Here is a 24,861-nt window from a genome sequence, read left to right as displayed (position 1 = left end):
CCGATAGACTCGCTCCCCGTGATCAGCAACAGACCCGCGGCCGTCCTCTGGGACATGGACGGCACCATCGTGGACACCGAGCCCTACTGGATGGTGGCGGAGGCGGCGCTGGTCGGCTCGTTCGGCGGCACGTGGACGCACGAGGACGGGCTCCGGCTCGTCGGCAACGGGCTGCCCGACTCGGCCCGCATCCTGCAGGAGGCCGGCGTCGACCTGCCCGCGGGCGAGATCATCGACCGCCTCAGCGACCGGGTGATGGAGCAGATCCTCGTCGAGGTGCCGTGGCGTCCCGGCGCGCGCGAGCTCCTCCGCGCGATCCGCGAGGCCGGCATCCCCACCGCTCTCGTCACCATGTCCATCGGCCGCATGGCCCGCCAGGTCGCCGACGCCGTCCCCTTCGACGCGTTCGACCACGTGGTCGCCGGCGACGACGTCTCCCGCAGCAAGCCGCACCCCGAGGCGTACCTGGCCGCGGCCGACCTGCTGGGCGTGGACATCCGCGACTGCGTCGCCATCGAGGACTCGGTACCCGGGGTCGCCTCCGCCGTGGCCTCGGGCGCCACCGTGATCGCCGTCCCGCACCACGTCCCCCTGCCCGCCGACGACGCCTACGTGCTCTGGGACACGCTCGCCGGCCGCACGCTCGCCGACGTCGAGGCCGCCCACGATGCCCGGCGCGCCGGCGCCCCGACCCGCGACGAGGTGCGCGCATGACCGTCGACACCGCGGCCGCGCGCTTCAGCGGCCCGTTCCGCGCGGGCGACCGCGTGCAGCTGACCGGCCCCAAGGGCCGCCTCAACACGATCCTGCTCGAGCCCGGCAAGGTGTTCCACACCCACCGCGGCATGATCGACCACGACGACCTCATCGGCCTGCCCGACGGCAGCGTCGTGACGAACAGCGCTGGGGTCGAGTGCCTCGCGCTCCGCCCGCTCCTGTCCGACGTCGTCATGTCGATGCCGCGCGGCGCCGCGATCATCTACCCCAAGGACGCCGCGCAGATCCTCGGCCTCGCCGACGTGTTCCCGGGCGCCACGGTCGTGGAGGCCGGCGTCGGATCCGGCGCGCTCTCCATGTGGCTGCTGCGCGCCCTCGGCCCCACCGGCACGCTGCTCTCCTTCGAGCGCCGCGAGGAGTTCGCCGACGTGGCCCGCGGCAACGTCTCCAGCTACTTCGGGCACAGCCCCGAGAACTGGTCCATCACGCTCGGCGACCTCGCCGAGGCGCTGCCGACCGTGACCGAGCCGCACTCCGTCGACCGCGTCGTCCTCGACATGCTGGCCCCGTGGGAGTGCGTCGACGCCGTGGCCGAGGCGCTCACGCCCGGCGGCGTCCTGCTCTGCTACGTCGCCACCGTCACGCAGCTCTCGCGCGTCGCCGAGGCGCTGCGCGACACGGGCCTCTTCACGAACCCCGACGCGAGCGAGACGATGATCCGCGGCTGGCACGTGGAGGGCCTCGCGGTCCGCCCCGAGCACCGCATGATCGGGCACACCGGCTTCCTCATCACCGCCCGGCGCCTCGCGCCCGGATCCGTCCTCCCGCAGCTCAAGCGCCGCGCGTCGAAGTCGGACTTCAGCGACGAGGACATGGAGGCCTGGACCCCCGGCTCGCTCGGCGAGCGCCGGGTCAGCGACAAGGTCCTGCGCAAGCGCGTCCGCATCGCGGAGCACGGCGCCGAGCTGGCGGGCGCGCGCGACGCGGCCGAGGCGGGCGGCGCGGCGGATCCCCACGGCGCGGCCGATGCGCCGGAGCCCGCCGACCCCACCGCCTAGGATGACAGGGCCGATCACGCGGGTGCGTGCCGGCCACCCCCACCATCGAAAGAGGAGTCACGTGCGCCGTTCCGCCGCGCTCACCGTCTGCGCAGGGCTCGTCCTGTCGCTCGCCGCCTGCAGCCCCTCGGGCTCCGGATCCGGTTCCGCGGCCGACTGCACGCCCCTCGGGCAGCCCGGTACCTCCTCGAGCGCGGTCCAGGCCACGGGCGACGTGGGCAGCGCCCCCGCCTCCGTGACGTTCCCGACGCCGCTCAAGCCCTCGGGCACCGAGGTCTCCGTCCTCGTCGCGGGCGACGGGGAGCGGGTTCAGCCGCACCAGGGCATCACCGCCGCGGCCTCCATCGTCGACGGCAAGACGGGCGAGACGCTCGCGGAGTACGCGCGCGTCGCCCCGAACTCGCGCACCACCGGGTCGAACGTCTTCACCACGGCGTCGCTGCACGAGGGGCTCCCGTACCTCGAGGACGCGATGACGTGCATGCCGGTCGGCTCGCGCCTCGCCGTCACCGTGCCGGTCTCCACCGTCTTCCCGGGTCAGGACCTCTCCTCCCGCGGGCTCGAGGCCACGGACGGCCTCGTCCTCGTCGTCGACATCATCTCCTCGTTCCCGGAGCGCGCCACCGGCGACCGGCGTCCCGCGCAGGCCGGGTTCCCCTCGGTCGTCACCACCGACGACGGCGTCCCGGGCGTCACGATCCCGCCGAGCACCCCGCCCACGGACTACCGCGACGCGCTGCTGCGCGCCGGCGACGGCGACGAGGTCGCCGAGGGCGACGTCGTCACGATGCAGTACACGGGAGTCGTCTGGGGCACGAGCGCCTCGGCCGAGAAGCAGGCCGTCTTCGGATCCAGCTGGGCCGCCGGCGGTCCCCTGCAGGTCCCCGCCGCCGCGAGCACGGCCGGGTCGGCGTCCGCGCCCTCCGCGGTCGTCGTCACCCCCGGACTCGCGAAGGCCCTGGTCGGCAAGCACGTGGGCGACCAGGTCATCGCGGTCGTCCCGCCGGGCGACGGATTCGGCGACCAGGCGTCCGCCAAGGTCCCCGCGGGTTCCACGCTGGTCTACGTCGTGGATATCCTCGGGACGAGCAAGCCGAGCAAGTAAGCGCATCGCCACCGGCCGGGGGCTGCACCACCGTGAGGACATCCGAGTGCCCGAGTCATCCCCCCGCCCCGCCGTGCCGGTCGAGGAGCGGCTGTTCAGCCTGGTGCTGGCGCTGCTCGCCACCGAGCAGGGCCTGACCAAGAACGAGGTCCTCTCGAGCGTCCAGGGGTACCGCCAGCGGTATCGCGCGGGCGGAGACAACGCGAACCTGGAGCGCCAGTTCGAGCGCGACAAGGACGACATCCGCGACCTCGGCGTGCCGCTCGAGACGGTCGAGTCCCCGGGCCAGGAGGGCAACAACCAGCTCCTGCGGTACCGGATCCCGCGGGGCGCCTACGAGCTGCCCGCGGACCTGTCCTTCACGCCGGAGGAGACGACGCTGCTCAACCTCGCGGCCATGGTCTGGCGCGAGGGGTCGCTGTCGGGGGAGTCGCGCCGCGCGCTCATCAAGCTCCGCTCGCTCGGCGTCGAGTCGGACGACCCGGTCATCGGCTACGCGCCTCGGCTGCGCACGCGCGAGGCGGCGTTCGGGCCGCTCAGCGTCGCGTTGGAGCGTCACGTGCTCGTCACGTTCGGCTACCTCAAGCCCGGGGAGCGCGCCGCGCGGACCCGCACCGTCGCGCCGCTCGCGCTCGTCCAGCACCAGGGGCGCTGGCACCTGCACGGCATCGACCAGGACGCCGACGGCCCGCGCACCTTCCTGCTCTCCCGCATCGTCGACCGCGTCCGCGTCACGAGCCGCGCGTTCACGCCCGAGGGGGAGGACCACGCCGAGCGCGCCCTCGCCGACCTCGACCGGGTGTGGGCGAACGGCGTCGGCGAGGTGTCGGTGGTGCCCGGCAGCGACGCGGAGATCCGCCTCCGCCGCCGCCGCGACACCGAGGACCTCGGCGACGGGCGCCTGCGCGTGCACTACTCCGACACCAACCTGTTCGCGGACGAGGTGGCCGGCTTCGGCCCCGAGGCGCGCGTGATCGCGCCGCCGCGGCTGCGCGACGCCGTGCGCGCCCGCCTCGCCGAGACCGCCGCCGCCCACCGGGAGGACGCATCGTGACCGACCGCGCCGCACCGCTCCAGGCGCAGGACAAGCTCGCCTTCCTGCTGGCCCTCGTGCCGTACCTCACCGACCACGGGCGGGTGAGCGTCGCCCAGGCCGCCGCGCACTTCCGGGTGCCGGCCGAGCAGATCCGCCAGGCCGTGCGCCTCATCGCCGTCTCCGGCGTCCCGGGATCCACCGCGTCGTACCAGCACGGCGACCTGTTCGACATCGCCTGGGACGACTTCGAGGACAACGACCAGATCGTCATCACGCACATGGTCGCCCTCGACGACTCGCCGCGCTTCTCCGCGCGCGAGGCGGCGGCGCTCATCGCGGGCCTCCAGTACGTCTCCTCCCAGGCCGACGCCAGCGACCTCGACCTCGTCGGGCAGCTCATGGCGAAGCTGGCGCGCGGCTCCTCGGCGAGCCCCAGCCAGGTCGCCGTCGCCGCCGGCGCGGGCGACCGCACGCGCGAGGACCTGCGCCGCGCCATCGCCGACGAGCGCCGCGTCGAGTTCGACTACCGCAGCCCCCGCGGCGGCACGGAGCGCCGGGTCGTGGATCCGCTGCGCCTCGAGTCGGTCGACCAGGACTGGTACCTGCGCGGCTGGGATCTGGCGCGCGGCGCCGTCCGCACGTTCCGCCTCGACCGCCTCGACGAGCTCCTCGTCACCGACCTCCCGCCGGAGCACCGCCCCCAGGACGTCGTGCTCGGCGACACCCTGTTCGAGCCGAGCCCCGACGACCTCCGCGTCTCGCTGGAGGTGGCGGAGTCCGCGCTGCCGCTCCTCGGCGACTTCGTGGGGGACGAGCGGCCCGTGCCGATCCCCGGCAGTCCGGGCCGCGTGAAGCTCACGGTGCGCGTGGCGCACTACCAGGGCCTGGTGCGGCTCGTCGCGGGCATGGCCGGCGTCGTCGTGGTCACCGGCCCGCCGGAGGCGCGCGCGGCCGTCGCCGACTGGGCCGCACGCGCCGCGGCCGCCTACGACGCGGAGGCCTGACCGGGCTCCACCTGTCGCGGGCGGGCTCCGCTCCGGCCGCCCGACCCCTCGTCGGCTCCCGCGAACACCGGTAGGCGCGCGAGGCGAACTCCGCGTGAACCGCTCGGCCCTCCCTGCCGTCCCCAGGGTCCCGACGATAGACTCGTCCTCAATCCGACAACGACTGTCCGGCCTTCGTGACCTAAGGAATGTGAACCACATGCTCGGAAACGCCTTCAGCGGCTGGCACCTCGTCATCATCCTCGTCGTCATCGTCCTGCTCTTCGGCTCCACCAAGCTGCCGGCCCTGGCGAAGAGCGTCGGCCAGTCCATGCGCATCTTCAAGGGCGAGGTCAAGACCATGAAGGAGGAGAGCGCGTCCGACCGCCGGGACGACACCCGCGAGGAGAACCGCCGCCGCGACGAGGAGCGCTACCGCTCGGACGACCGCGACGCCCCGCGCGACTTCGTCCGCCCCAGCGACACCCGCGCCGACGAGCCCCGCTACGACGCCCCGCGCTACGACTCCCCGCGTGACGGGGACTCCCGCCCCCGCGCCTGATCCGTGAGCACCACCGAGCGGCCCCGCGCCACGAAGCGGGACGCCGAGGGGCGCATGTCCCTCGTCCAGCACCTGCTGGAGCTGAAGAAGCGCCTGTTCATCGCCGGCGTGGCCATCGTCCTGGCGATGGTCGCGGGCTGGTTCCTGTCGTCGTTCGTGCTCGAGGCGCTGCGCGCGCCCATCGAGGAGATCAACGCCGAGCAGGGGCGGAACGCGAGCCTCAACTTCCCGACCATCACGTCGGCCTTCGACCTGCGACTGCAGATCGCCCTCTACGTGGGCCTCATCATCTCCAGCCCGGTGTGGCTGTACCAGGTCTTCGCCTTCCTGGTCCCCGGCCTCACGAAGACGGAGCGCCGCTACACCTTCGGCTTCTTCTTCTCCGCCGTGCCGCTGTTCCTCGGCGGATGCGCGGCCGGCTGGTTCGTGCTGCCGCACATCGTCGCGCTGCTCACGCAGTTCGCCGGAGCGGGGGACTCCTCGTTCATCACGGCGCGCGAGTACTTCGACTTCGTGCTGAAGCTCGTGTTCGCGGTGGGCATCGCGTTCGTGCTGCCGGTGTTCCTCGTGCTGTTCAACTTCATGGGGATCCTCACCGGCACGGCGATCATCAAGTCGTGGCGCATCGCCATCCTGCTGATCATCCTGTTCTGCGCCATCGCGACGCCGGCGGCCGACGTCATGTCGATGTTCCTGCTGGCCGTGCCGATGACGGTCCTGTACCTGATCGCCGCGGGCATCTCGCTGCTGAACGACAAGCGTCGTGCGCGTCGGGCCGCGACGCTCACGGACGACCTGCTGCCCTGACGCGCGCGGGTCCCGCGCATCCGACGCCCGTCCCGCGAGGGGCGGGCGTCGTCGCGTCCGCGCCCGGCCGACGCCCGGATCCGCCGCCTAGACTGGCGGCATCGTGACAGACCAGCTCTCGCCCGCCGAACGCTACGCCGCCTCCCGGAGCCGCCGCGGCCTGCCGCTCCTGGAGCAGTTCGCCAGCGGCCTGCGCTTCGACCTCGACCCGTTCCAGCGCGCCGCTGCCGCCTCGCTCGAGAACGGCCGCAGCGTGCTCGTCGCCGCGCCCACCGGCGCGGGCAAGACCGTGGTCGCCGAGTTCGCGGTGTTCCTCGCGATGCAGCGTCCGAGCGCCAAGATCTTCTACACGGCGCCGATGAAGGCCCTGAGCAACCAGAAGTACGCCGAGCTCGTCGCGGAGTACGGGCCGGACGAGGTGGGGCTCCTCACGGGCGACACGAACGTCAACAGCCGGGCGCGCATCGTCGTCATGACGACCGAGGTGCTGCGCAACATGCTCTACGCGGACTCCGACCTCCTCCGCGACCTCGCCTTCGTCATCATGGACGAGGTGCACTACCTCGCCGACCGCTTCCGCGGGGCCGTGTGGGAGGAGGTCATCATCCACCTGCCGCAGAGCGTGCGCATGATCTCCCTGAGCGCCACGGTCTCCAACGCGGAGGAGTTCGGCGACTGGCTGCAGGCCGTCCGCGGCGAGACCGACGTCATCGTCTCGGAGGAGCGTCCCGTGCCGCTGGAGCAGCACGTCATCGTGCGGCACCGCATGGTCGACCTCTTCGACTCCTCCGGGCTCGCGGCCACGCATCGCGTGAACCCCGAGCTCGTCCGGATGACGCACGGCGGCGGCCGCGAGTCCGCCCGCGTGCGCGCCGGGCAGAGCCAGGGCCGCGGCCGCGGGGGAGCGGGCGGCGGTTCCGGACGACGCGCTCCGGGCCCCTGGGAGCGCGGGCGCATGGACCGGCCCGAGGTGGTCGCCCTCCTCGACGAGCGCAACCTCCTGCCGGCCATCTTCTTCATCTTCAGCCGCGCGGGCTGCGACGCCGCGGTCAAGCAGGTGCTCCGCGCGGGCGTCCGGCTCACGCACGCGGACGAGCGCGACGAGATCCGCGCCGTCGTGGAGGAGCGCTGCCGCACGCTGCGGGACGAGGACCTCGCCGTCCTCGGCTACTGGGAGTGGCTCGAAGGGCTCGAGCGGGGCGTCGCCGCGCACCACGCCGGGATGCTCCCCGCCTTCAAGGAGGTCGTCGAGGAGCTGTTCCAGCGCAAGCTCGTGAAGGCCGTGTTCGCGACCGAGACGCTGGCCCTCGGGATCAACATGCCCGCCCGCACGGTCGTGCTCGAGCAGCTGGAAAAGTTCAACGGCGAGGCGCGCGTGCCGCTGACACCGGGGGAGTACACGCAGCTCACGGGCCGCGCCGGCCGCCGCGGCATCGACGTCGAGGGCCACGCGGTCATCCAGTGGAAGGACGGGCTGGATCCGCAGGCCGTCGCCTCGCTCGCGTCCCGTCGCACGTACCCGCTCAACTCCAGCTTCCGGCCCACCTACAACATGGCCGTCAACCTGATCGACCAGTTCGGCCGCGAGCGCACGCGCGAGGTGCTCGAGTCGTCGTTCGCGCAGTTCCAGGCCGACCGGGCCGTGGTCGACCTCGCCCGCAAGGTCCGCACGCAGGAGGAGTCCCTCGCGGGCTACGAGAAGGCGATGGCCTGCCACCTCGGCGACTTCCGCGAGTACTCGGGCCTCCGCCGCGAGCTCAGCGACCTCGAGCGGGCCACCGCGGCGCGCGCCGACATGCAGCAGCCGGGCCAGCACGGCGAGCGCGACAAGCGCCAGCGCCAGCTCGCCGACCTCCGTCGCCGGATGAAGGCGCACCCCTGCCACGCCTGCAAGGACCGCGAGTCGCACGCGCGCTGGGCGGAGCGCTGGTGGCGGCTCAAGCGGCAGACGGATGCGCTGGGCCAGCAGATCCGCACGCGCACCAACGCCGTCGCGAAGGTCTTCGACCGGGTCACGGAGCTGCTCCTCTCCCTCGGCTACCTGAAGCGCGCCGTCGACGGCCAGGTGGCGCCGACGCCGAACGGGCGGATGCTGAAGCGCATCTACGGCGACCGCGACCTCCTCGTCGCCGAGTGCCTGCGGACGCAGGTGTGGGTCGACCTCGACCCCGCCGGGCTCGCCGCGATGGCCGCGTCGCTCGTCTACCAGCCGCGCCGCGACGAGGGCGACCGCAACGAGCGGAACCTGCCGCGCGGGGCGTTCCGGCCGGCGCTCGAGCGCACGGAGGAGATCTGGTCGCGGCTCGACGACGTGGAGCGCGAGCGCCGCCTCCCGACGACCGAGCCGCTCTCGACGGGCTTGTGCGCGCCCATGCACCGCTGGGCGCGCGGCGGCAGCCTGGACGCCGTGCTCGACGAGGCCGACCTCGCCGCGGGCGACTTCGTCCGCTGGACCAAGCAGACCATCGACCTCCTCGACCAGCTGTCGATCGTCGCCGACGGCCCCGTCTCCCGGAACGCGCGCACGGCCCTCGACAGCATCCGGCGCGGCATCGTCGCGTACTCGTCGGTGTGACCGCGCTCGCCCGCGCGCCCCGACGGGAGCGCGCCGCCCACCCGCTCGTCGACGTCGACGTCGACGAGCCGCGCATCCGCCCGCCGCTGCCGCTCTGGGGTGCGATCCTGGCGGCGGCGCTGTCCGGCCCGGTCCTCGACGCCGCGTTCCCCGACCGGGGTCTGTGGCCGATGGTGTTCCCCGGCATCGCCCTCGTGCTCCTGGCGCTCCGGGGCCGGCGCGCGGGGCCGGCGTTCCTGATCGGGCTCGTGGCCGGACTGGCCTTCTACCTGACGCACATCGAGTGGGCGTCGCTCTACCTGGGACCCGTGCCGTGGATCGCCCTCTCGACGCTGGAGTCGCTGTTCGTCGCCACGGGCGCCGCGGTCATCGCCACGGCGTACCGCTGGATCCCCCGCGCGTTCTCCACGGTGGCGGGACGGGTCGTGCTCCTGCCCGTGGCCGTCGCGGGCCTCTGGACGGCGCGCGAGGCGATCTCCGCGGTGTGGCCGTACGGCGGCTTCGCGTGGGGGCGCGTCTCGCTGTCCCAGTCCGAGGGCCCGTTCGCGCACCTCGTCACCTGGCTCGGCCTGTCCGGTCTGTCCTTCGTCCTCGTGCTCCTGGTGGCGCTGCTGCTCGAGCTGGCGGCCGAGGAGCGCGTCCGGCGGTCATCCCGTGCGCTCGTGGCCGGGATCGCCGTCGCTCTCGTGCTGGTCGTGCCCGCGTTCCCGGTGACGACCACCGGGACGACGCGCGTCGCCGCCGTGCAGGGGAACGCGAAGGCCGGGTACTTCGACGGCGCGCGCTACGGCGACATCCTGCGCGCGCACCTCCGGGCGACGGAGGAGATCCCGTCCGACGCGGGCGTCGACATGGTCGTGTGGCCCGAGAACGCGGCCGACGCGGATCCGCTGCGCGACCCCGGATCGGCCGCCGCGCTCGACCGCGTGGTGGCCCGTCTCGGCGCGCCGCTCGTCGTCGGCACCGTGACGGAGCGCGACGGACGCTTCTACAACGAGTCGCTCGTGTGGACGGGGGGTCGGGCGACCGACCACTACGACAAGAAGCACCCCGTGCCGTTCGGCGAGTACGTGCCCGACCGCGCGTTCTGGGAGCCGTTCGCGCCCGACCTCATCGGCCTCATCCAGCGCGAGTACACGCCGGGGACGACCGACCAGGTCATGGACGCCGCGGGCGTGACCGCGGGCATCGCCATCTGCTTCGACATAGTCGACGACCAGCTCACGACCGACATGGTGCACGAGGGCGCGGACCTCATCCTCGCCCAGTCGAACAACGCCGACTTCGGCCGCACCGACGAGAGCGTGCAGCAGCTGGCCATCGCCCGGATGCGCGCGCTCGAGACCGGCCGCAGCGTCGTGAACATCTCGACCGTGGGCACGAGCGCCGTCGTCGGCCCGGACGGCCGCGACCTCGACCGCCTGCCGTGGTTCACCGCCGGCTCGATGGTGGTGGACGTGCCGACCGCGGACGTCGTGACGCCCGCGATCCTCGTGGGCCGCGACATCGAGTGGCTCGTCTCGGGACTCGGCCTCGGAGCCCTCGCGGTCGCCGGTCTGGCGCTCGGGCGCCGCGGGCGACGCGCGGCGCGCTGACCCGGCCGGCGACGACGGCCCGGACGCACGAGAGCCCCCGGCCGAAGCCGGGGGCTCTCATGACGCGCCGCGATCGGAGGGCGCGGGTCAGGCGCCGATGCGCTGCTGTCCGCGCCGGGCGCGCAGGACGGCGAGGCGCTCCTCGAGGAGCTCCTCCAGCTCGGCGCGCGTGCGGCGCTCGAGCAGCATGTCCCAGTGGCTGCGGGGGATCTTCGCCTCGACCTCGTCGTGGGCCACGGGCGCGCCCTCCGAGTCGAGCAGGCGGCCCTCCTGGCCGCTCTTCGGCGACTCCCACACCTCGGGGACCTCGGCGTCCGCCGAGAACACGACCTCGAACGTGGTGCCGTCGGCCGTGCGGTAGGTCTTCCTCTGCCGGGGGGAGAAGCTCACGCCCTCCTCGCTCTGCAGGCTCGTGGAACCGAGCCGCATCCCGCGCAAGCTGCGATCTGCCATGGTGGTCTCCTCTCGCGATGCACTCCCCGTTGTAAACCGCGCGGCTGAGAGGATCCTTTCTCAGGACGTCCGGTTCCCAGGCGAATCCCAGTCCCTGGCTCGCAATACGGCGACGGCCCGCTCCGGCCTGTCCGTCACGATCCCGTGCACCCCTGCTCTGACCAGGCGGATCATCTCCGCGGGGTCGTCCACCGTCCACACGTGCACCTCGCGGACCACGCGCGCCAGTCCGCGGACCATGGCGGGGGATGTGGTGCGGATCCCCAGGACCGTGCGCGGCATCTGCACGGCGTCGATCCCGCGGAGGGCCGCGCGGACGACGGGGGAGAGGCCGAGCCGCGCTCCGAGCACCGCGATGACGAGGCGCAGGGCGTCGGCCGACGTCGCGACGCCCGGCAGGAGCGCGACCGCGCGCCTCCGCCGCGATCCCGAGAAGGAGGTGACGAGCACGCGCTCCACGGCGTCGGCCGCGAGGATCTCGCGCGCGACCGCAGCGGGCGCCGAGCGCCCCTTCACGTCGACGTTGACGCGCGCCGACGGCAGCGCGCGGAGGAGCTCCACCAGGGTCGTGACGCGGGCCCCCGACCCGAGGTCGATCCCGCGCAGCTCGGCCAGGGTCATGCGCTCGACGCGGCGCCGGTCGCCCGTGAGCCGACGGAGGTCGGCGTCGTGCCACAGCACGCACGCGCCGTCCGCCGTGACGCGGGCGTCGGTCTCGAGGTGCGTGATCCCGGCGTCCCACGCGGCGCGGAAGGCGCCGAGGGTGTTCTCGACCGTTCCGTGTCGGATGCCGCCGCGGTGGGCGAGCACGCGGGGGAGCGCGTCGTCGAGGTAGCGGACGGGGCGCGCGGCGCCGGGAGCGTCGTGGGGGAGGTGCGCCATGGCCCGTGCCGTCCCCCCTCGCCGCCTCACCCGAACCTAGACCCGAGCGCGCGGGCCCGTTGGTAGGCTCTCAGGCGCCGTCGGCGTGGTGCCCAGCCCGCCCGTCGGAGTCCCGGCAGCAGCCGGATGACCCGTCGCGCGCCCACGGGTGCGCACCTTCGAGGAGGAGACCCCTGTGAGCACCGTCGACGAGATCCGCCCGTTCGCCCCCGACGAGCTGCGCGGTCGACGCGCCCTCGTGACGGGATCCTCCCGCGGCATCGGCGCCGACACGGTCGCCTACCTCGCCGGCGCCGGCGCGGACGTGGTCGTCAACTACCGCAACAAGGCGGCCCGCGCCGAGAAGCTCGTCGCGAAGCTGATCGAGGGCGGGTCGAAGGCCGTCGCGGTCGGGGCCGACCTGACGGACCCGGCGTCGGTGGACGCGCTCATGGCGACGATCCGCACCGAGCTCGGCGGGCTCGACGTGCTCGTGCTCAACGCGTCCGGCGGCATGGAGAGCGGCATGGCCGAGGACTACGCCATGACCCTCAACCGCGACGCGCAGCTGAACGTGCTCCGGAGCGCCCTGCCGCTCCTGACCGACGGCGGCCGGGTCGTCTTCGTCACGAGCCACCAGGCCCACTTCATCCGCACCACCGAGACCATGCCCGAGTACGAGGCGGTCGCCCGCAGCAAGCGCGCGGGGGAGGACGCCCTGCGCGATCTCATCCCCGAGCTCGACGCCCGCGGCATCGGCTTCGTCGTCGTCTCGGGCGACATGATCGAGGGCACCATCACGGCCACGCTCCTCGGCCGCATGAACCCGGAGGCCATCCAGGAGCGCAAGGAGGCATCCGGCGGCCTCTACAACGTCTCGCAGTTCGCGGCCGAGGTCGCGCGCGCGGTGGTCGACCCGATCCCCGCGGACCACCTCCGCCTCGTGGGCGACACGAGCAGCTTCCGTCCCGAGTGAGGCGGCCGCGCAGCCCGTGGCCGGCGGCGGGCGCGGGCTAGGCTCGGGTCGATGAAGACCACGGATCTCGACCTCCTCACCTCCGTCTCCCGCCCCGCCGTCTCGCCCGACGGCCGCCTGGCCATCGCGTCCGTGACGCGGCCGCGGGTGCATGCCGACGCGTACACCGGCCAGCTGTGGGAGGTGGCGATCGACGGATCCGTGCCGCCGCGCCGCATCACGCGCGGGTTCCGGGACACGGCGCCCCGCCTGTCGCCCGACGGCGCCGTGCTGGCGTTCCTGCGCGCGGAGCCGAAGGGCCCGCCGCAGCTGCACGTGGTCCGCGCCTCGGGCGGCGAGCCCGTCGCCGTGACCGACGAGCTGCTCGGGGTCGGCGCGTACGACTGGGCGCCGGACGGGACGCGCATCGTGTACGCGGCACGTGTCGCCGAGCCCGGCCGGTACGGGAGCGTCGAGGGCGTCTCCTCCGGGGCCGAGCCCGCCCGGCGGATCACGACCACGAAGTACCTCGCCAACGGGCTCGGCTGGTCGACCGACCGGCACGTGCAGCTCCACCTCGTGGAGGTCCCGGACCTGGACGCCGAGCCGTTCGCGGCGGCGGTGCCGTCGGGGTACCCGGACGCCGCGGATCCGGCCGTGCGCGGCACGGGCGCGGACGCCACGCCGTCGGCCGCCGAGCGCGCCGGGGTGCCGCCCGTCATCCGGCTCACCGACGAGCCGGTGGACCACGGATCCCCGCGCTTCTCCGCCGACGGGTCCGAGGTCCTCTTCGTCGCCTCGCGGCACGAGAGCCGCGACGACGACCTGCTCGCCGGCGCCTACGCCGTGGCGGTGCCCGCCCGCGGCGCGGCCCCGTCGGGCGTGGCCGAGGTGCGCACGGTCGTCTCGCACGAGGCCGGGCTGGGCATCGGCGAGGCGGTCGCAGTGGCCGGGGGCCGCGTCTTCCTGCTCGCCCAGGACCTGGGGGAGAGCGGCGTCGACTTCGTCGCGCGCAACACGTCCCTCTACGTGCTCGATCCCGGCGACGCCGCCCCGCGCGTCCTCACGGACGCGGAGACGACCGATCTCGGCGGCAGCGACATCACCGTGCTCGACCGGGACGCCGTGCTCGTCCTCAACGCCTCGCGCGGGACCGTGCAGCTGCTGCGCGTCGACGCGGACGGGGCCGTCGAGGCCCTCGTCGACGACCAGGTCGAGGTCACGGGGGTCGGCGTCGGGGGAGGGACCATCGTGGTCTCCCTGACGGATCCGCGCACGCACGGCGACCTCGCGCTCGTCCGCGACGACCGCGCGCCCGACGCGAGCTCGGCCCTCGTCCCGCTCACCGACTTCTCCGCCTCGCTCCGCGAGCGCGGCATCCGTCCGCTGCACGAGCTCGTGGTCGACGGCCGCGACGGATACCCCGTGCACGGCTGGGTCGTGCTGCCGGAGGGGGAGGGGCCGCACCCGGTCCTCCTCGTGATCCACGGCGGACCGTACGCGGCCTACGGCGTGCACCTGTTCGACGAGGCGCAGGTCTACTCCGACGCCGGCTACGCCGTCCTCCTGTGCAACCCGCGCGGCGCCGCCGGGTACGGGCAGGCGCACGGACGCGTCATCAAGGAGCGGATGGGCACGGTCGACATGCACGACGTGCTCGACTTCCTCGACGGCGCGATCGCGGTGCACGAGTCCCTCGACGGATCGCGCACCGGCATCATGGGCGGGTCGTACGGCGGCTACCTCACGGCCTGGACCATCGCGCACGAGCACCGCTTCCAGGGCGCGATCGTGGAGCGCGGCTTCCTCGACCCGGAGCTCTTCACCGGCACGTCCGACATCGGCACGTTCTTCGGCGAGGAGTACACGGGCCATGACGAGGAGACGCGTCGCGCGCAGAGCCCGCAGGCGTCCGCGCACCAGGTGCGCACGCCCACGCTCGTCGTCCACTCCGAGGACGACCTGCGCTGCCCGCTGTCGCAGGCCGAGCGGTACCACCTCGCGCTGGTGCGCGCGGGCGTCGAGACCGAGATGCTCGTGTTCCCGGGCGAGGACCACGAGCTGAGCCGCTCGGGCCGCCCGCGGCACCGCGTGCAGCGGTTCGAGGCGATCCTCGAGTGGTGGGCGCGGCACCTGCCCGTCGGCGGAGGCACCCGATGAGCGACGGCGAGGTCGTGCGGCACGTCCGCGACACCGCGCGGATCCTGCTCGTCGACGAGCGCGACCGCCTGCTGCTCTTCCTCACGAACTACTCCACGGACGTGGACCTGCCGCCGCGCTGGCTGACGCCCGGCGGCGGGATCGACCCGGGCGAGACGCCGGCCGTCGCGGCGCGCCGGGAGCTGTTCGAGGAGACCGGGATGCGCGTCGACTCCGTGGGCGAACCCGTCTGGGAGCACGACTACGCGCGCAACCGGATCGACGGCGGACTCGACGTCGGCCACTCGACGTTCTACCTGGTGCGGACGGAGGCGTTCGCGCCCGTGTCGGACAACTGGATGCCCGACGAGTTCGACGACATCCACGCGCACCGCTGGTTCACGCTCGACGAGCTGGCGTCGACCGAGGATCCGGTCGAGCCGGCGGAGCTCGTCGAGGTCGCGCGCAAGGTGCTGTCCACCCGGTCGTGATGCGGCCCGGAGGGCGTTCCCTCCGCGCGACGCCGTCGCCTGTCCCGCCCGGCGGGGAGCGCTAGCGACGCCGCGGGGCCGGCCCCGTGCTCTCGCGCGCGACGACGACCGCCTCGTCCGTGGTGAGCGGCGCGGTCGGCTCTCCCGCCATCAGGGACTCCAGCTGCCCGAAGGCGCGGGTGCCGAGGGCGGCGAAGTCCTGGCGTGCGGTCGTGAGGGCAGGCGAGAAGAGCTGGGCGATCGGGTGGTCGTCGAAGCCCGCGACGCTGACGTCGGCTGGGACGGCACGGCCCTCGTCGGCGAGGCCGCGGATGACGCCCATGGCGATCTCGTCGTTGCCGCACAGGACGGCCGTCACGTCCTCGTGGGCGAGCTGTCGGCCGATCGCGCGGCCTGACGCCGGCTCCCACGTGGCGTCGTGGATCGTCGGCTCCTCGATGCCGCTCTCGGCGAGGGTCCGGCGCCACCCGGTCGTGCGGCCGTCCTCCTTGCCGGACGGGGGCACGCGCACGTAGTGGACGGTGCGGTGCCCGAGCTCGAGCAGGTGACGGGTGAGCGCCGCGGATCCCGCGGCCTCGTCGATGACGGCCTGCGGGACGGCGGCGGCGATCTCGCCGGAGATGGCGACGGTGGGCAGGGACGACGGGACGGCGGCGAGGGCGGCGACGCCCTGGGGGTCGAACTTCAGCACGACGACGCCGGCGACCGCCTGCTGGAGCGCGAAGTCGACCGCCGTGCCGACCTCCTCCGGGTCCACCGAGTCGACGACCGTGATGCTCACGAGGTACCCGGACGCGCGTGCGCTCACCTCGATCCCGCGGAGGGTCTCGGCGTAGCCGTAGCGCGAGGTGCCGCCGGACAGCACGGCGATGACCCGGGACCGCCCGTTGGCCAGCGCCCGGGCGGCCGGGTTCGGGCGGTAGCCGAGCTCCTGGATCGCCTTCCGCACCCGCTCCGTCTTCTCGGCGCTCACGCGCGCGGCGCCGGTGATCACCCGGGACACGGTGGGCGCGGAGACGCCGGCGACGCGGGCGACGTCGTCGAGGTTGGCGGGTCGGCCGGCGGGGACGGTGGGCATGATCCCCTCACCATATGGCGGGACGACCGCGGCGGTCACTTGACGGCGCCACTGGTGATGCCCGCGATGATCTTGCGCTGCATGACCATGAAGGTGACGAGCAGCGGCAGGCTCATCACGATGACGTAGGCGAAGATCAGGTGCCAGTTCTGCAGGTAGAGCCCGCTCGAGGCGACCTGGAAGAGGTTGAGCGGGAGGGTGTCGAGACGCCCGCCGACCACGAACAGCGCGTAGAAGACGTCGTTCCAGACGTACAGGCAGATGAGGATCGTCGCGGTGGCCAGGGTCGGACCGAGCAGCGGCAGGATGATGCGGACGAACACGCGCACGGGTCCGGCGCCGTCGACGCGGGCCGCCTCCTCCAACTCGACCGGGATCGTGCGGACGAATCCGGTGACGAAGAAGACGACTGTCGAGAGGTACATGCCCATGTACACGCCGATCATGCCCTCCGGCGTGCCCGCGAGCCCGATCTGGCGCAGCAGCAGCACGATCGTGACGACGGCCGGCGGGAGCACGATGCCGCTGATGGACAGGGCGTAGACGACCGCCATCACGCGGCTCGAGCGGCGGGCGAGGACCCACGAGGCCATGGATCCCAGCAGCAGCACCCCGAGCACCGAGGGGACCATGACGAGCAGGCTGCCGAGGAAGGCCGGGAGCATGCGGCCGTCGGCGACCACGGTGGCGACGTTCTCGAGCAGCTGCCACCGGGAGGGCGGTGCGAGGTCCGGTCGCAGCGCCTCGGCCTGGTCCTTGCCTGCCGTGACGACGACCATCCAGAACGGGATGCCCAGGAGGATCACGACGAGGGCGATCACCGCGAGGGGCTGGAGGATCGGACGTCGAGGCCGCCGGGCGCCCCGCCGTCGCGGAGCGTCCGCGCCCGGCCGCCCGGCGGCCGAGGACGCTCGCGGGTCGGACGGGGCCCCGAGGGTCGGGGAGGCGGCGGCGGAGACGTTCACGAGAGCACGTCCTCTCTCGTGCGCAGGATGCGGATGACCGGGAAGGCGAGCACCGCGACCATGAGGAAGAGCGCGAGGCTCATCGTCGTGGCCTGGGCGAAGAGCCCCTGCCCGAAGGTGCGGAAGATGAAGATGTCCAGGAGCTCCGTGGTGCCGCCCGGGCCGCCCCCCGTGGTGGCCTGCACCACGTCGAAGCCGTTCATGGATCCGAGCAGCGAGGTGGCGACGTTGAACGTGACCGCGGGCGCGAGGAGCGGGAAGCGGATGGTGCGGAAGGTGGCCCACCAGCCGGCGCCGTCGAGGCGGGCGGCCTCGAGGACGTCGCCGCTGATGGTCTTGAGGCCGGCGAGGTAGATGAGCATCGAGAGGCCCATCCACTTCCACGCGTGGATGAGGGCGACGACGACGATGGTCCAGGTGGTGCTGCCGAGCCATGCGGTCGTGACCGGGGTGCCCGTGACGGCGCCGAGGATCGCGTTCACTGCGCCGTCGGGCTTGAGGAGCGCCTGGAAGACGTAGCCGACGGCCAGGGCGGACATGACGACGGGGACGAAGAACGCGACGCGCGCCATGCGGTTCACGCGGGTGTCCGCCTCCAGGACGAGGGCGAGCACCAGCCCGGAGAGGTTCTGGAGGACGGCCACGAGGACGGCGTACACGAGCGTGATCCGGAGGCCTCCGACGAGGCTGCCGTCGGCGAGCAGGGAGGCGAAGTTGTCCGTGCCGACGAACGCGATGCTCGACTTGTAGCTCGACCAGTCCGTGAACGCGTAGACGAAGTCGAAGGCGGTCGGGATGAGGAAGAACACCACGAGCACGACGAGGGCGGGGACGAGGAACCACGCGGGGTGGTCGTGTGACCGGCGGCGGGTCGTCCCGCCGCGTCGGCCGGCGGCGGGCGGAGGGGTGGCCGATGGCCGCGCGGTCGGGGCGCGGAGTGCGGTCGGGGATGCGGTCATGGGGGCTCCTCGAGGATGCGGGGACGAGGCGGCGCGCGGCCGCCCCGGGGACGTGCGGAGGGGAGGGGCGGCTAGAAGCCGGTGGCGCCCTGCGCCTTGGCGAGCGCGGCGAACTGCCGCTGGGTGGCCTCCGCGACCTCCTGGGGCGTCATCGTCCCCTGCAGCATGTCGGCGAGGTCGAGGTAGAGGTCCGGGTTGGCGATGGCGAGCACCTGCATGGATCCCACGGCGTCGGGGACGGACGCGGCCGCGGCCCGGAGCGCCTCGGGTACGTCGGACGGGGTGTCCACCCCCGTGAGGACCGGCACGGTCGACTGGTCCTGGACGAAGGCGGGGTAGCCCTCGCCCATCCAGTAGGAGAGGAACTGGCGCGCGGCGGCCTCCCGCTTCGCGTCGCCGGTGCGGAACGCGACGAGCGCGTCGCTCTGGTCGGGGATGAAGGTGGCGACGTTGCCCGTGGGGGAGATGGGGAAGAAGCCGATCTTCTCGTTCAGCTCCGCGGTGTCGGCCTTGGCCTGGAGCTGCGTGAAGAAACTGTTCACCTGCATGACCATGGCGGCGCGGCCGGACAGGAGGGCGTCGCCCTGGTCCTCGAAGGTGGCCGTCCGGATGTCGGAGTTGAACAGGCCCTCGTCGACGAGCCCCTGGTATCCGTCGATGGCGTCCTGGATGGTGGGATCGGTGAACTTCTCCTTCCCGGAGTCGACGCGGTCCCAGAGGCCGCCCTTCGCCGCGTCGGCGAGGGCGACGGACACCCACCACTGCGTGGCCCACTTGTCGCCGCCCATCTCGAAGAAGGGCGTGACGCCCCTGGCCTTGAGCTCGCGCGCGTCGGCGAGGAACTCGTCCCAGCCGGTCGGGGTCGTGGTGATGCCGGCGTCGGCCAGGACCTGCTTGTTGTAGTAGACGCCCTCGACGGCGGGGGTCGAGACGAGGGCGGCGTAGCGCGTGTCGTCGAGCACGCCGGTGATGCCGGCGTAGTCCGCGGCGTACGAGCCGAGCCACGGGGCGCCGTCGAGGGGCTGGAGGTGCTGCTTCGCGTTCAGCGCCGTGAGGCTCGATGCGGTGGGCTGCCAGAAGGCGAGGTCGGGCTCGTCGCCGGTCGCGACCTTGGTCTGGACCCCCTGCTCGTAGGGATCGGGGATGGTCTGCACCTCGACCTTCGCGCCGGTCGCCGCCTCGAAGCCCGCGACGACGCTGTCGGGGGTCTTCGTGCTGTTCTGCGCGGCCCAGATGGTCAGGGTCGTGCCGGTCAGGTTGGCGTCCTCGGCCGGCCAGGTGACGGGTCCGGCCGCGGGGCCTCCCGCTCCGGGGTCACTGCAGGCGGTGAGCGCGAGGGCGGCGGTGAGGGCGAGTGCCGTCGCGCCGGTCTTCCAGGTGAGCTTCATCGGTCGTCCTTCGAGATGGGGTGATGCGGGGGAAGGGGGGTGAGGGAGAACGTGCGTGCGCCGACGGAGCCGGCGGGGGAGCGGACGGTGAGCGTGCCGACCTCGGCGTCCCACCGGGTTGGCCACCGGGCCAGCCGCCGCGGGAAGACGACGTCGACGTAGACCTCCCGGCCCCGGAGCGCGGGGAGCGCGAGCGCCTGCTCCCCGTCCGCGTCGCCGCGGTCCCAGACCGAGACGAGGGTGACGCGGTCGGTGGAGAGCGCGGCGCTGACTAACCGGTCCTCCCATCCGGGCAGCCCGGTGGGCCAGGAGGGCACGGCGTCGACGAGCTCGGGACGCAGGGACCGCGCGGCGGAGACGGCCTCGCGGACGAGGTCCAGCTGCTCGCCGTCCATCCGGTTGAGGTACCCGGACAGGAAGTAGCGGCCGAGCAGGCTCGTGACGAGGCAGAAAGCCGACTCCTCCTCCGTCATCGACGGCTGGGGGTAGGCCCAGCTCGCCGCCTGCTCGGGGAGCATCGACAGGGGGGCCGCCGCCGCGATGGGCGGATACAGCAGGAAGTCCTGCTGGTCGGAGGTGGATTGCGCCTGGACGCGGGATAGGATCGCCGGGTCGGCGCGCATGGCCCCGGAGGAGCAGGCCTCCAGGACGAGCTCGGGGTGGCGGTCGAGGACGCCGTCGAGCCAGGTCAGCACGGCGCGGGAGTGGCCGAGCAGGCCCGCGCCGGCGCTGGGGGCGTCGACGTCGGTCCCGGCGCCGGGGTCGGTGTTGTAGTCGAGCTTGAAGTAGCCGACCCCGAAGTCGCGCACGAGGCGGTCGACGACCTCGTCGAGGTGGGCGCGCGCTGCGGGGTGGCGGAGATCGAGGTGCAGCCGCTCCTGCTCCTGGATCCGTCGGCCCGCGCGCTGGAGGAATGCGTCGTGGGGGAGGGACGAGGCGACGGGGCTCCGGACCCCGACGGACTCGGGCTCGAGCCACAGGCCCGGGACCATCCCGTGGGAGCGGATCCGGTCGGTGACCTCGGCGAGGCCGCCCGCGAACCGGACGCGCGACGGCTGCCAGGCGCCGACGCTCGGCCACCAGTCGCCTCCGTCGTCGTACCAGCCGGCGTCGATGCAGAACACCTCGGCTCCCACCGCCGCAGCGGCGTCGACGAGCGGGAGCAGCTTCTCGGTCGTGGGATCGCCGTCGAGGGTGTTCATGTAGTCGTTGAAGACGATGGCGGGGCGTGCGTCGTCCGGATGCGCTCGCCGCGTCGCGCGGCGGTGGCGCGTCAGCGCGGCGGCGGCCGCGTCGAGGTCGGCTCCGAGGGCGATGGTGACCGGCACGGTCGTGAAGGCCTCCCCGGGAGCGAGCGGCTGCTGCCACTGGTGGTCGACGTCGGTGGGGCCGGAGAGGGCGACGAACACGTCGTCGACGTGCTCGCCCACCTCCCAGCGCCACGGCCCGTTGTTCTCGACCTGCCACAGCCACGTCATCCCGCCCGCGGCGGAGACGGCGCCGCCGAGGGGGAGCGCGCCGCCGGTCGACCAGGTGCCCTGCGAGGTGCGCCGGACGGCCGATCGCGGGGTGTGGCCGGTCAGGTCCTGGTGGATGGCGGGCAGCTCGTCGCGCAGACGGGTCGTCGTCCACCGCCCTTCGCCCAGCCAGTCGCTGCGGCCCTGGAGGAGCGACCAGGCGTCGGCCGTCGGGAGCGAGCCGTCCCGGGATCCGAGGGCGTGGGCCCAGGAGCTGACGGAGTGGAGCGTGAGCGGCGCGTCTCCCGTGTTCTCGATCGTCGTGGACGCGCTGAACGCCGCGTGCCCCGCGGCGCGGAGGTGGAGGGTGCTCCGGATCCCGTCGGGGGAGTCGGAGACGAGGTCCAGGCCGCCGTCCGGCGTGGTGCGCGCGTGGGCGAGCCGGAGGGTCGTGCCGAGTCGCGACTGCACGAGGCGGGATCCGACGAGGGTGCGCCCGTGGCCGGCGGCGAGGACGTCCGTCACCGGGATGGCCCCGGGGATGCGCACCTCCACCCCCGCGGCACGGGCGCCCGCGAGGCGGACGGGCGCGTCCCCGTGCGCGAGCTCGAGGGTGAGGCCGGGGGTGCTCCAGCGGATCTCGCCGGGCGGCTGCGACGTCGTCCGATCGTCCCGGGGGAGCAGGAGGGGGTCGAGGGTCATGGGGTCCTTTCGTCCCGCGTGACGGGAGGGGAGCCGGCTGGCGGCCTCGCGGTCGCCGGCCGGCGCGGGCGTCAGCGGGAGGTGGTGACGGGCGAGCCGACGGCCTGCTTGGCGAGCGTGACCGTGTCGATGTCGGGGGCGTACGCGCTCGCGTTGCCGAGGGTCAGCGCGCCGCCCGCCGTGGTGAGGGTGACCGGCTGCGCGTAGTCCCAGAAGCTGCTCCAGGAGTAGTCGTGCCGTACGGTCACCCGCGCTCGGGCTCCGCCGGCCTCGGAGACGTCGACGAAGCGGCTGATCACCTGCGGGTTGTAGTTGATCGCGGCCGTCTTGTCGGCGTTGGCCGCGGAGAGGGTGAGGACGTAGTCGCCCGCCCCGAGCCCGGACGGGCGGGTCATCGTCGCCGTGTTGCCCGCTCCGCCGCCCAGGCTGCCCAGGACGCCGACCGCGCTCTGCGCGTCGGCCGAGCCGTTCGACCCGCTCGACGCCGGCAGGGTGCGGATCGCCGTGGCCCCGGCGCGGGCGAGCTGCTCGGCCTCGACGCGGACGGCGTTCCCCGGCGCGGTGTCCGCCGCCCGCTGGCTGGAGCCGCGGGTGGTCGTGATGTCGGTGACGGTCACCCCCGTCGACGAGGAGACGCCGATCTCGTTCACGCCCTGGGTCAGCCACACGCGGACCGTGGTGCTCCACGCGCCGGCCCCCGCCACGCTGCCTGCGGGCACCGACCGGTCGCCGACCCTCAGCCCGAGCGAGGACGCGCCCTCGGTCGTGTACCGCACGGCGACGTCGTGGTAGCCGCTCTCGGCCGCGGAGACGAAGAACGAGGCCGATGCCGATCCGCCGAGACGGGCACCGCCGTCCGCCGCGGCGCGGGGCTGCTGGTAGACGAGGCGGGCGCCGGATGCGAGGCGGGCCTCGGTCGCGGGATACGTCGTGGGCTCGCCATCGGTGGCGTCGCGCAGCTCGAAGCGGTCGAGCGTGACGGCGCTCCCCGGGAGCCGGGTCGTCCCGTCGCGGCTCGCCCGGAGCGAGAGCGAGTGGGTGCCGGCGCGGAGCGGGACGAGGACGTCGGTGCTGCCCCGGTACGTGGAGGACAGGTCGGCGGAGTACTTCACGAGCTGACCGAAGGCTCCGTCGACGAAGAGCGCGTGCTGTCCGGGTGCCTGGCCGGCGCCGGCGAGCACGGACAGGCGGTAAGTCCCGTCACGGGGCACGGTGACGTTCCACGTGGCCGAGGATCCGACCTGGTCGAACCCGCCGACGTCGCTCCCGCCGGAGGCCATGAAGGACCACTCGCGCGTGGGATCCTGCGCCTGGACGGTGGCGTCGTGGAGCGCGGTGGCCTCCGCCTCCACGCTGCTGACGAGCGAGGAGTCCACGGCGGGCCGCTGGGCGAGCGGCTTGGTGATCTGCACCTCGTAGGCGGAGTACCTGTCGCTGTTCGGGATGGTGAGGGTGGTCGCGCCGGAGGCGAGCGCGGCGCGGGTCGAGAGGACGACCGGGGGCTGCCGGGAGAGGCCCTCGGCGCCGTTCAGCCGCGCGGCGCGGACGACGACGTCGACGCTCGTGCCGAAGCTCGCCGGATCCAGGCCGGTCAGGTCGAGGCCGATGTCGGACGATCCGCCGCCGACGAGCACGGTCGCCTTGCCATCGGCGTCGTCGCGGGCCCCGATCGCCTGCACCGTGTCGGCGACGTCGGCCTGCGGGGGAGTGACCTTCACCGTGCGGCTGCCGGCGAGGTCGCCGTACCACTTGAACATCCACCAGCCGCCGTTGGCGCCGTTGCTCCGGGCGGAATTGTCGGAGAGGTTGCCGGCGTAGTTCCAGTAGGCGGTCTGCGCGTCGACCTTGCGGTCCTCGAACATCGAGAGCCACTGGACGAGCTGTCCGGGCACGCCCATGTCGCGGAGCATGCCGTACTCGGTGATGTCGACCGGGATGTCCGGCAGGCCGAGGTCGCGGAGGATCCCCTGGTACTGGTCGTCGTGCCCGCGGAATGTGGCGAGGTTCTGGGTCCCGAGCTCGTGCCAGATGAAGACGTCGGGGAGCTCGGACCTCTGCTTCGCGTACGCGAGCAGGTCGCGGCTGCGGTCGGCGCGCCAGACCGAGTCGCCGGGACCGCCGATCCTCGCCTTGCCGAGGCCGTGCGCCGCGTAGATCTGCTGGATCGCGTCGTACGCGGCAGACCAGTCGGCGAGGAACTGCGACTTCTGGTTCGCCCAGTCGGGGTACCAGTTGCCGCCGTCGGGCTCGTTGAACGGGATGAACACGTACTTCTCGGGGTGCTCGGACTTCGTGGCCACGGCCTCCACAGCCTTGCGGAGCAGGGGCAGGTAGTCCCACTCGCCGTCGCCGTTCGCGTCCCCGGGGCGCTTGCCGCCGTTGTAGGCCCAGTCGGGGTACTCGTCCTGGAGGTAGACGTACAGGTCCTTGCCGCCGGCGGAGAAGAAGCCGTGCTCGACGTCGAGGGCGTCGCCATTGGGGTGCTGGGTACCCTGCGGCGGCTTCTGCGACGTGTTGGTGACGTGGGCGCCGGCGAGGACGGCGGGCGACGGGGATCCGTCGTCGCCGAGCCCGTACAGCGTGCCCGTCGCACCGCCGCGGAAGGCGCCGGTGCTGGTGCCGAAGTCGACGGCCACGCGACTGGTCGCGGCGGATGCGGATGTGGGGGATGCGACCAGCGACGCGCCGGACAGCGCGAGCGACAGCGCGCCTGCGGCTGCGGTGCAGCCGAGCAGCGCCCGTCGGAGAGGGGACCGGGTGGACTTCGACAACGTGTGCACTCCTTCGTACTTCCTCTAGGCCATCACGACTCCGTGAAAGCGCTGTCACGGATCATGTCCGATGACGCGGAGGTGCGCAAGCGCTTTCACGGAACTTGCGCCGGTGTTCACCTGGATGGCCGCAGGCCGGCGTCGCACGACGCGGTGTCCCGGCGGGCGGCTCGGCTGGCGACCGCGCGGGGTGGCACACGACGT

At 73.4% G+C, this 24,861-nt stretch carries 20 protein-coding genes; 12 read left to right on the top strand and 8 right to left on the bottom strand.

Features of this window, described 5'->3' with window-relative positions; translation table 11 throughout:
- Positions 1-18 precede the first annotated feature (18 nt).
- From ACU4ZT_RS08880 to lnt, 9 genes are all read left to right on the top strand, one after another.
- A complete protein-coding gene (locus tag ACU4ZT_RS08880) occupies positions 19-714 on the top strand; it encodes an HAD family hydrolase (protein WP_063071832.1) in 696 nt (231 codons plus the stop codon).
- Positions 711-1,775, top strand: a complete 1,065-nt coding sequence (locus tag ACU4ZT_RS08875; RefSeq protein ID WP_414747923.1) for a tRNA (adenine-N1)-methyltransferase — start codon at positions 711-713, stop codon at positions 1,773-1,775. Before ACU4ZT_RS08880 ends, ACU4ZT_RS08875 begins: the two co-directional genes overlap by 4 nt.
- Positions 1,776-1,836: 61 nt before the next feature.
- Entirely contained in the window at positions 1,837-2,880 is a 1,044-nt protein-coding gene (locus tag ACU4ZT_RS08870) for an FKBP-type peptidyl-prolyl cis-trans isomerase (protein ID WP_063071834.1), read from the top strand.
- Positions 2,881-2,926: 46 nt separating this feature from the next.
- Positions 2,927-3,934, top strand: coding sequence for a helix-turn-helix transcriptional regulator (locus tag ACU4ZT_RS08865; protein WP_063071835.1), 1,008 nt, complete (start codon positions 2,927-2,929; stop codon positions 3,932-3,934).
- Positions 3,931-4,920 (top strand): helix-turn-helix transcriptional regulator, encoded by a 990-nt coding sequence (locus tag ACU4ZT_RS08860; protein ID WP_414763385.1) that lies wholly within the window; start codon positions 3,931-3,933, stop codon positions 4,918-4,920. Before ACU4ZT_RS08865 ends, ACU4ZT_RS08860 begins: the two co-directional genes overlap by 4 nt.
- A 199-nt stretch (positions 4,921-5,119) precedes the next feature.
- On the top strand, positions 5,120-5,461 hold the full coding sequence (gene tatA / locus ACU4ZT_RS08855) for a Sec-independent protein translocase subunit TatA (RefSeq protein WP_063071837.1): 342 nt from the start codon (positions 5,120-5,122) through the stop codon (positions 5,459-5,461).
- Between the two features lie 54 nt (positions 5,462-5,515).
- Positions 5,516-6,268, top strand: a complete 753-nt coding sequence (gene tatC / locus ACU4ZT_RS08850; protein ID WP_063071944.1) for a twin-arginine translocase subunit TatC — start codon at positions 5,516-5,518, stop codon at positions 6,266-6,268.
- Between the two features lie 103 nt (positions 6,269-6,371).
- A complete protein-coding gene (locus ACU4ZT_RS08845; RefSeq protein ID WP_445337037.1) occupies positions 6,372-8,843 on the top strand; it encodes a DEAD/DEAH box helicase in 2,472 nt (823 codons plus the stop codon).
- Positions 8,840-10,438: an apolipoprotein N-acyltransferase gene (lnt, locus tag ACU4ZT_RS08840; RefSeq protein WP_445337036.1), complete on the top strand. Its 1,599-nt coding sequence runs from the start codon at positions 8,840-8,842 to the stop codon at positions 10,436-10,438. The genes ACU4ZT_RS08845 and lnt overlap by 4 nt, the downstream gene beginning before the upstream one ends.
- 87 nt (positions 10,439-10,525) lie before the next feature.
- Here lnt and ACU4ZT_RS08835 read toward each other — a convergent pair whose 3' ends face one another.
- Positions 10,526-10,891 (bottom strand): RNA polymerase-binding protein RbpA, encoded by a 366-nt coding sequence (locus tag ACU4ZT_RS08835; protein ID WP_063071839.1) that lies wholly within the window; start codon positions 10,889-10,891, stop codon positions 10,526-10,528.
- Between the two features lie 60 nt (positions 10,892-10,951).
- A complete protein-coding gene (locus tag ACU4ZT_RS08830) occupies positions 10,952-11,773 on the bottom strand; it encodes a glycerophosphodiester phosphodiesterase family protein (RefSeq protein WP_445337035.1) in 822 nt (273 codons plus the stop codon).
- A gap of 175 nt (positions 11,774-11,948) precedes the next feature.
- Here ACU4ZT_RS08830 and ACU4ZT_RS08825 point away from each other — a divergent pair, with 175 nt between their 5' ends.
- Genes ACU4ZT_RS08825 through ACU4ZT_RS08815 form a run of 3 tightly spaced genes read left to right on the top strand, consistent with a single transcriptional unit; the run spans position 11,949 to position 15,337 of the window.
- On the top strand, positions 11,949-12,728 hold the full coding sequence (locus tag ACU4ZT_RS08825) for an SDR family oxidoreductase (RefSeq protein WP_445337034.1): 780 nt from the start codon (positions 11,949-11,951) through the stop codon (positions 12,726-12,728).
- 51 nt (positions 12,729-12,779) lie between these two features.
- Positions 12,780-14,867: a S9 family peptidase gene (locus tag ACU4ZT_RS08820; protein ID WP_414747927.1), complete on the top strand. Its 2,088-nt coding sequence runs from the start codon at positions 12,780-12,782 to the stop codon at positions 14,865-14,867.
- The gene (locus tag ACU4ZT_RS08815) at positions 14,864-15,337 is read left to right on the top strand and encodes an NUDIX hydrolase (protein ID WP_063071843.1); all 474 of its coding nucleotides are present in this window, start codon (positions 14,864-14,866) and stop codon (positions 15,335-15,337) included. Before ACU4ZT_RS08820 ends, ACU4ZT_RS08815 begins: the two co-directional genes overlap by 4 nt.
- 61 nt (positions 15,338-15,398) lie before the next feature.
- Here ACU4ZT_RS08815 and ACU4ZT_RS08810 read toward each other — a convergent pair whose 3' ends face one another.
- From ACU4ZT_RS08810 to ACU4ZT_RS08785, 6 genes are all read right to left on the bottom strand, one after another.
- On the bottom strand, positions 15,399-16,415 hold the full coding sequence (locus tag ACU4ZT_RS08810; protein ID WP_063071844.1) for a LacI family DNA-binding transcriptional regulator: 1,017 nt from the start codon (positions 16,413-16,415) through the stop codon (positions 15,399-15,401).
- 35 nt (positions 16,416-16,450) lie between these two features.
- A complete protein-coding gene (locus ACU4ZT_RS08805; protein WP_270981442.1) occupies positions 16,451-17,236 on the bottom strand; it encodes a carbohydrate ABC transporter permease in 786 nt (261 codons plus the stop codon).
- A 140-nt stretch (positions 17,237-17,376) separates the two neighbouring features.
- On the bottom strand, positions 17,377-18,339 hold the full coding sequence (locus tag ACU4ZT_RS08800) for a carbohydrate ABC transporter permease (RefSeq protein ID WP_081235020.1): 963 nt from the start codon (positions 18,337-18,339) through the stop codon (positions 17,377-17,379).
- 71 nt (positions 18,340-18,410) lie between these two features.
- The gene (locus ACU4ZT_RS08795; protein ID WP_270981441.1) at positions 18,411-19,727 is read right to left on the bottom strand and encodes an extracellular solute-binding protein; all 1,317 of its coding nucleotides are present in this window, start codon (positions 19,725-19,727) and stop codon (positions 18,411-18,413) included.
- A complete protein-coding gene (locus ACU4ZT_RS08790) occupies positions 19,724-21,886 on the bottom strand; it encodes a glycoside hydrolase family 36 protein (protein WP_063071846.1) in 2,163 nt (720 codons plus the stop codon). The genes ACU4ZT_RS08795 and ACU4ZT_RS08790 overlap by 4 nt, the downstream gene beginning before the upstream one ends.
- Before the next feature lie 71 nt (positions 21,887-21,957).
- Positions 21,958-24,666 (bottom strand): CBM35 domain-containing protein, encoded by a 2,709-nt coding sequence (locus ACU4ZT_RS08785; protein WP_414763380.1) that lies wholly within the window; start codon positions 24,664-24,666, stop codon positions 21,958-21,960.
- Between the last annotated feature and the right edge of the window lie 195 nt (positions 24,667-24,861).

Source organism: Clavibacter davisi (assembly GCF_052751415.1).
The sequence above is the reverse complement of the archived record's forward strand: the minus strand, read 5'-3'. Positions and strand labels throughout refer to the sequence as shown.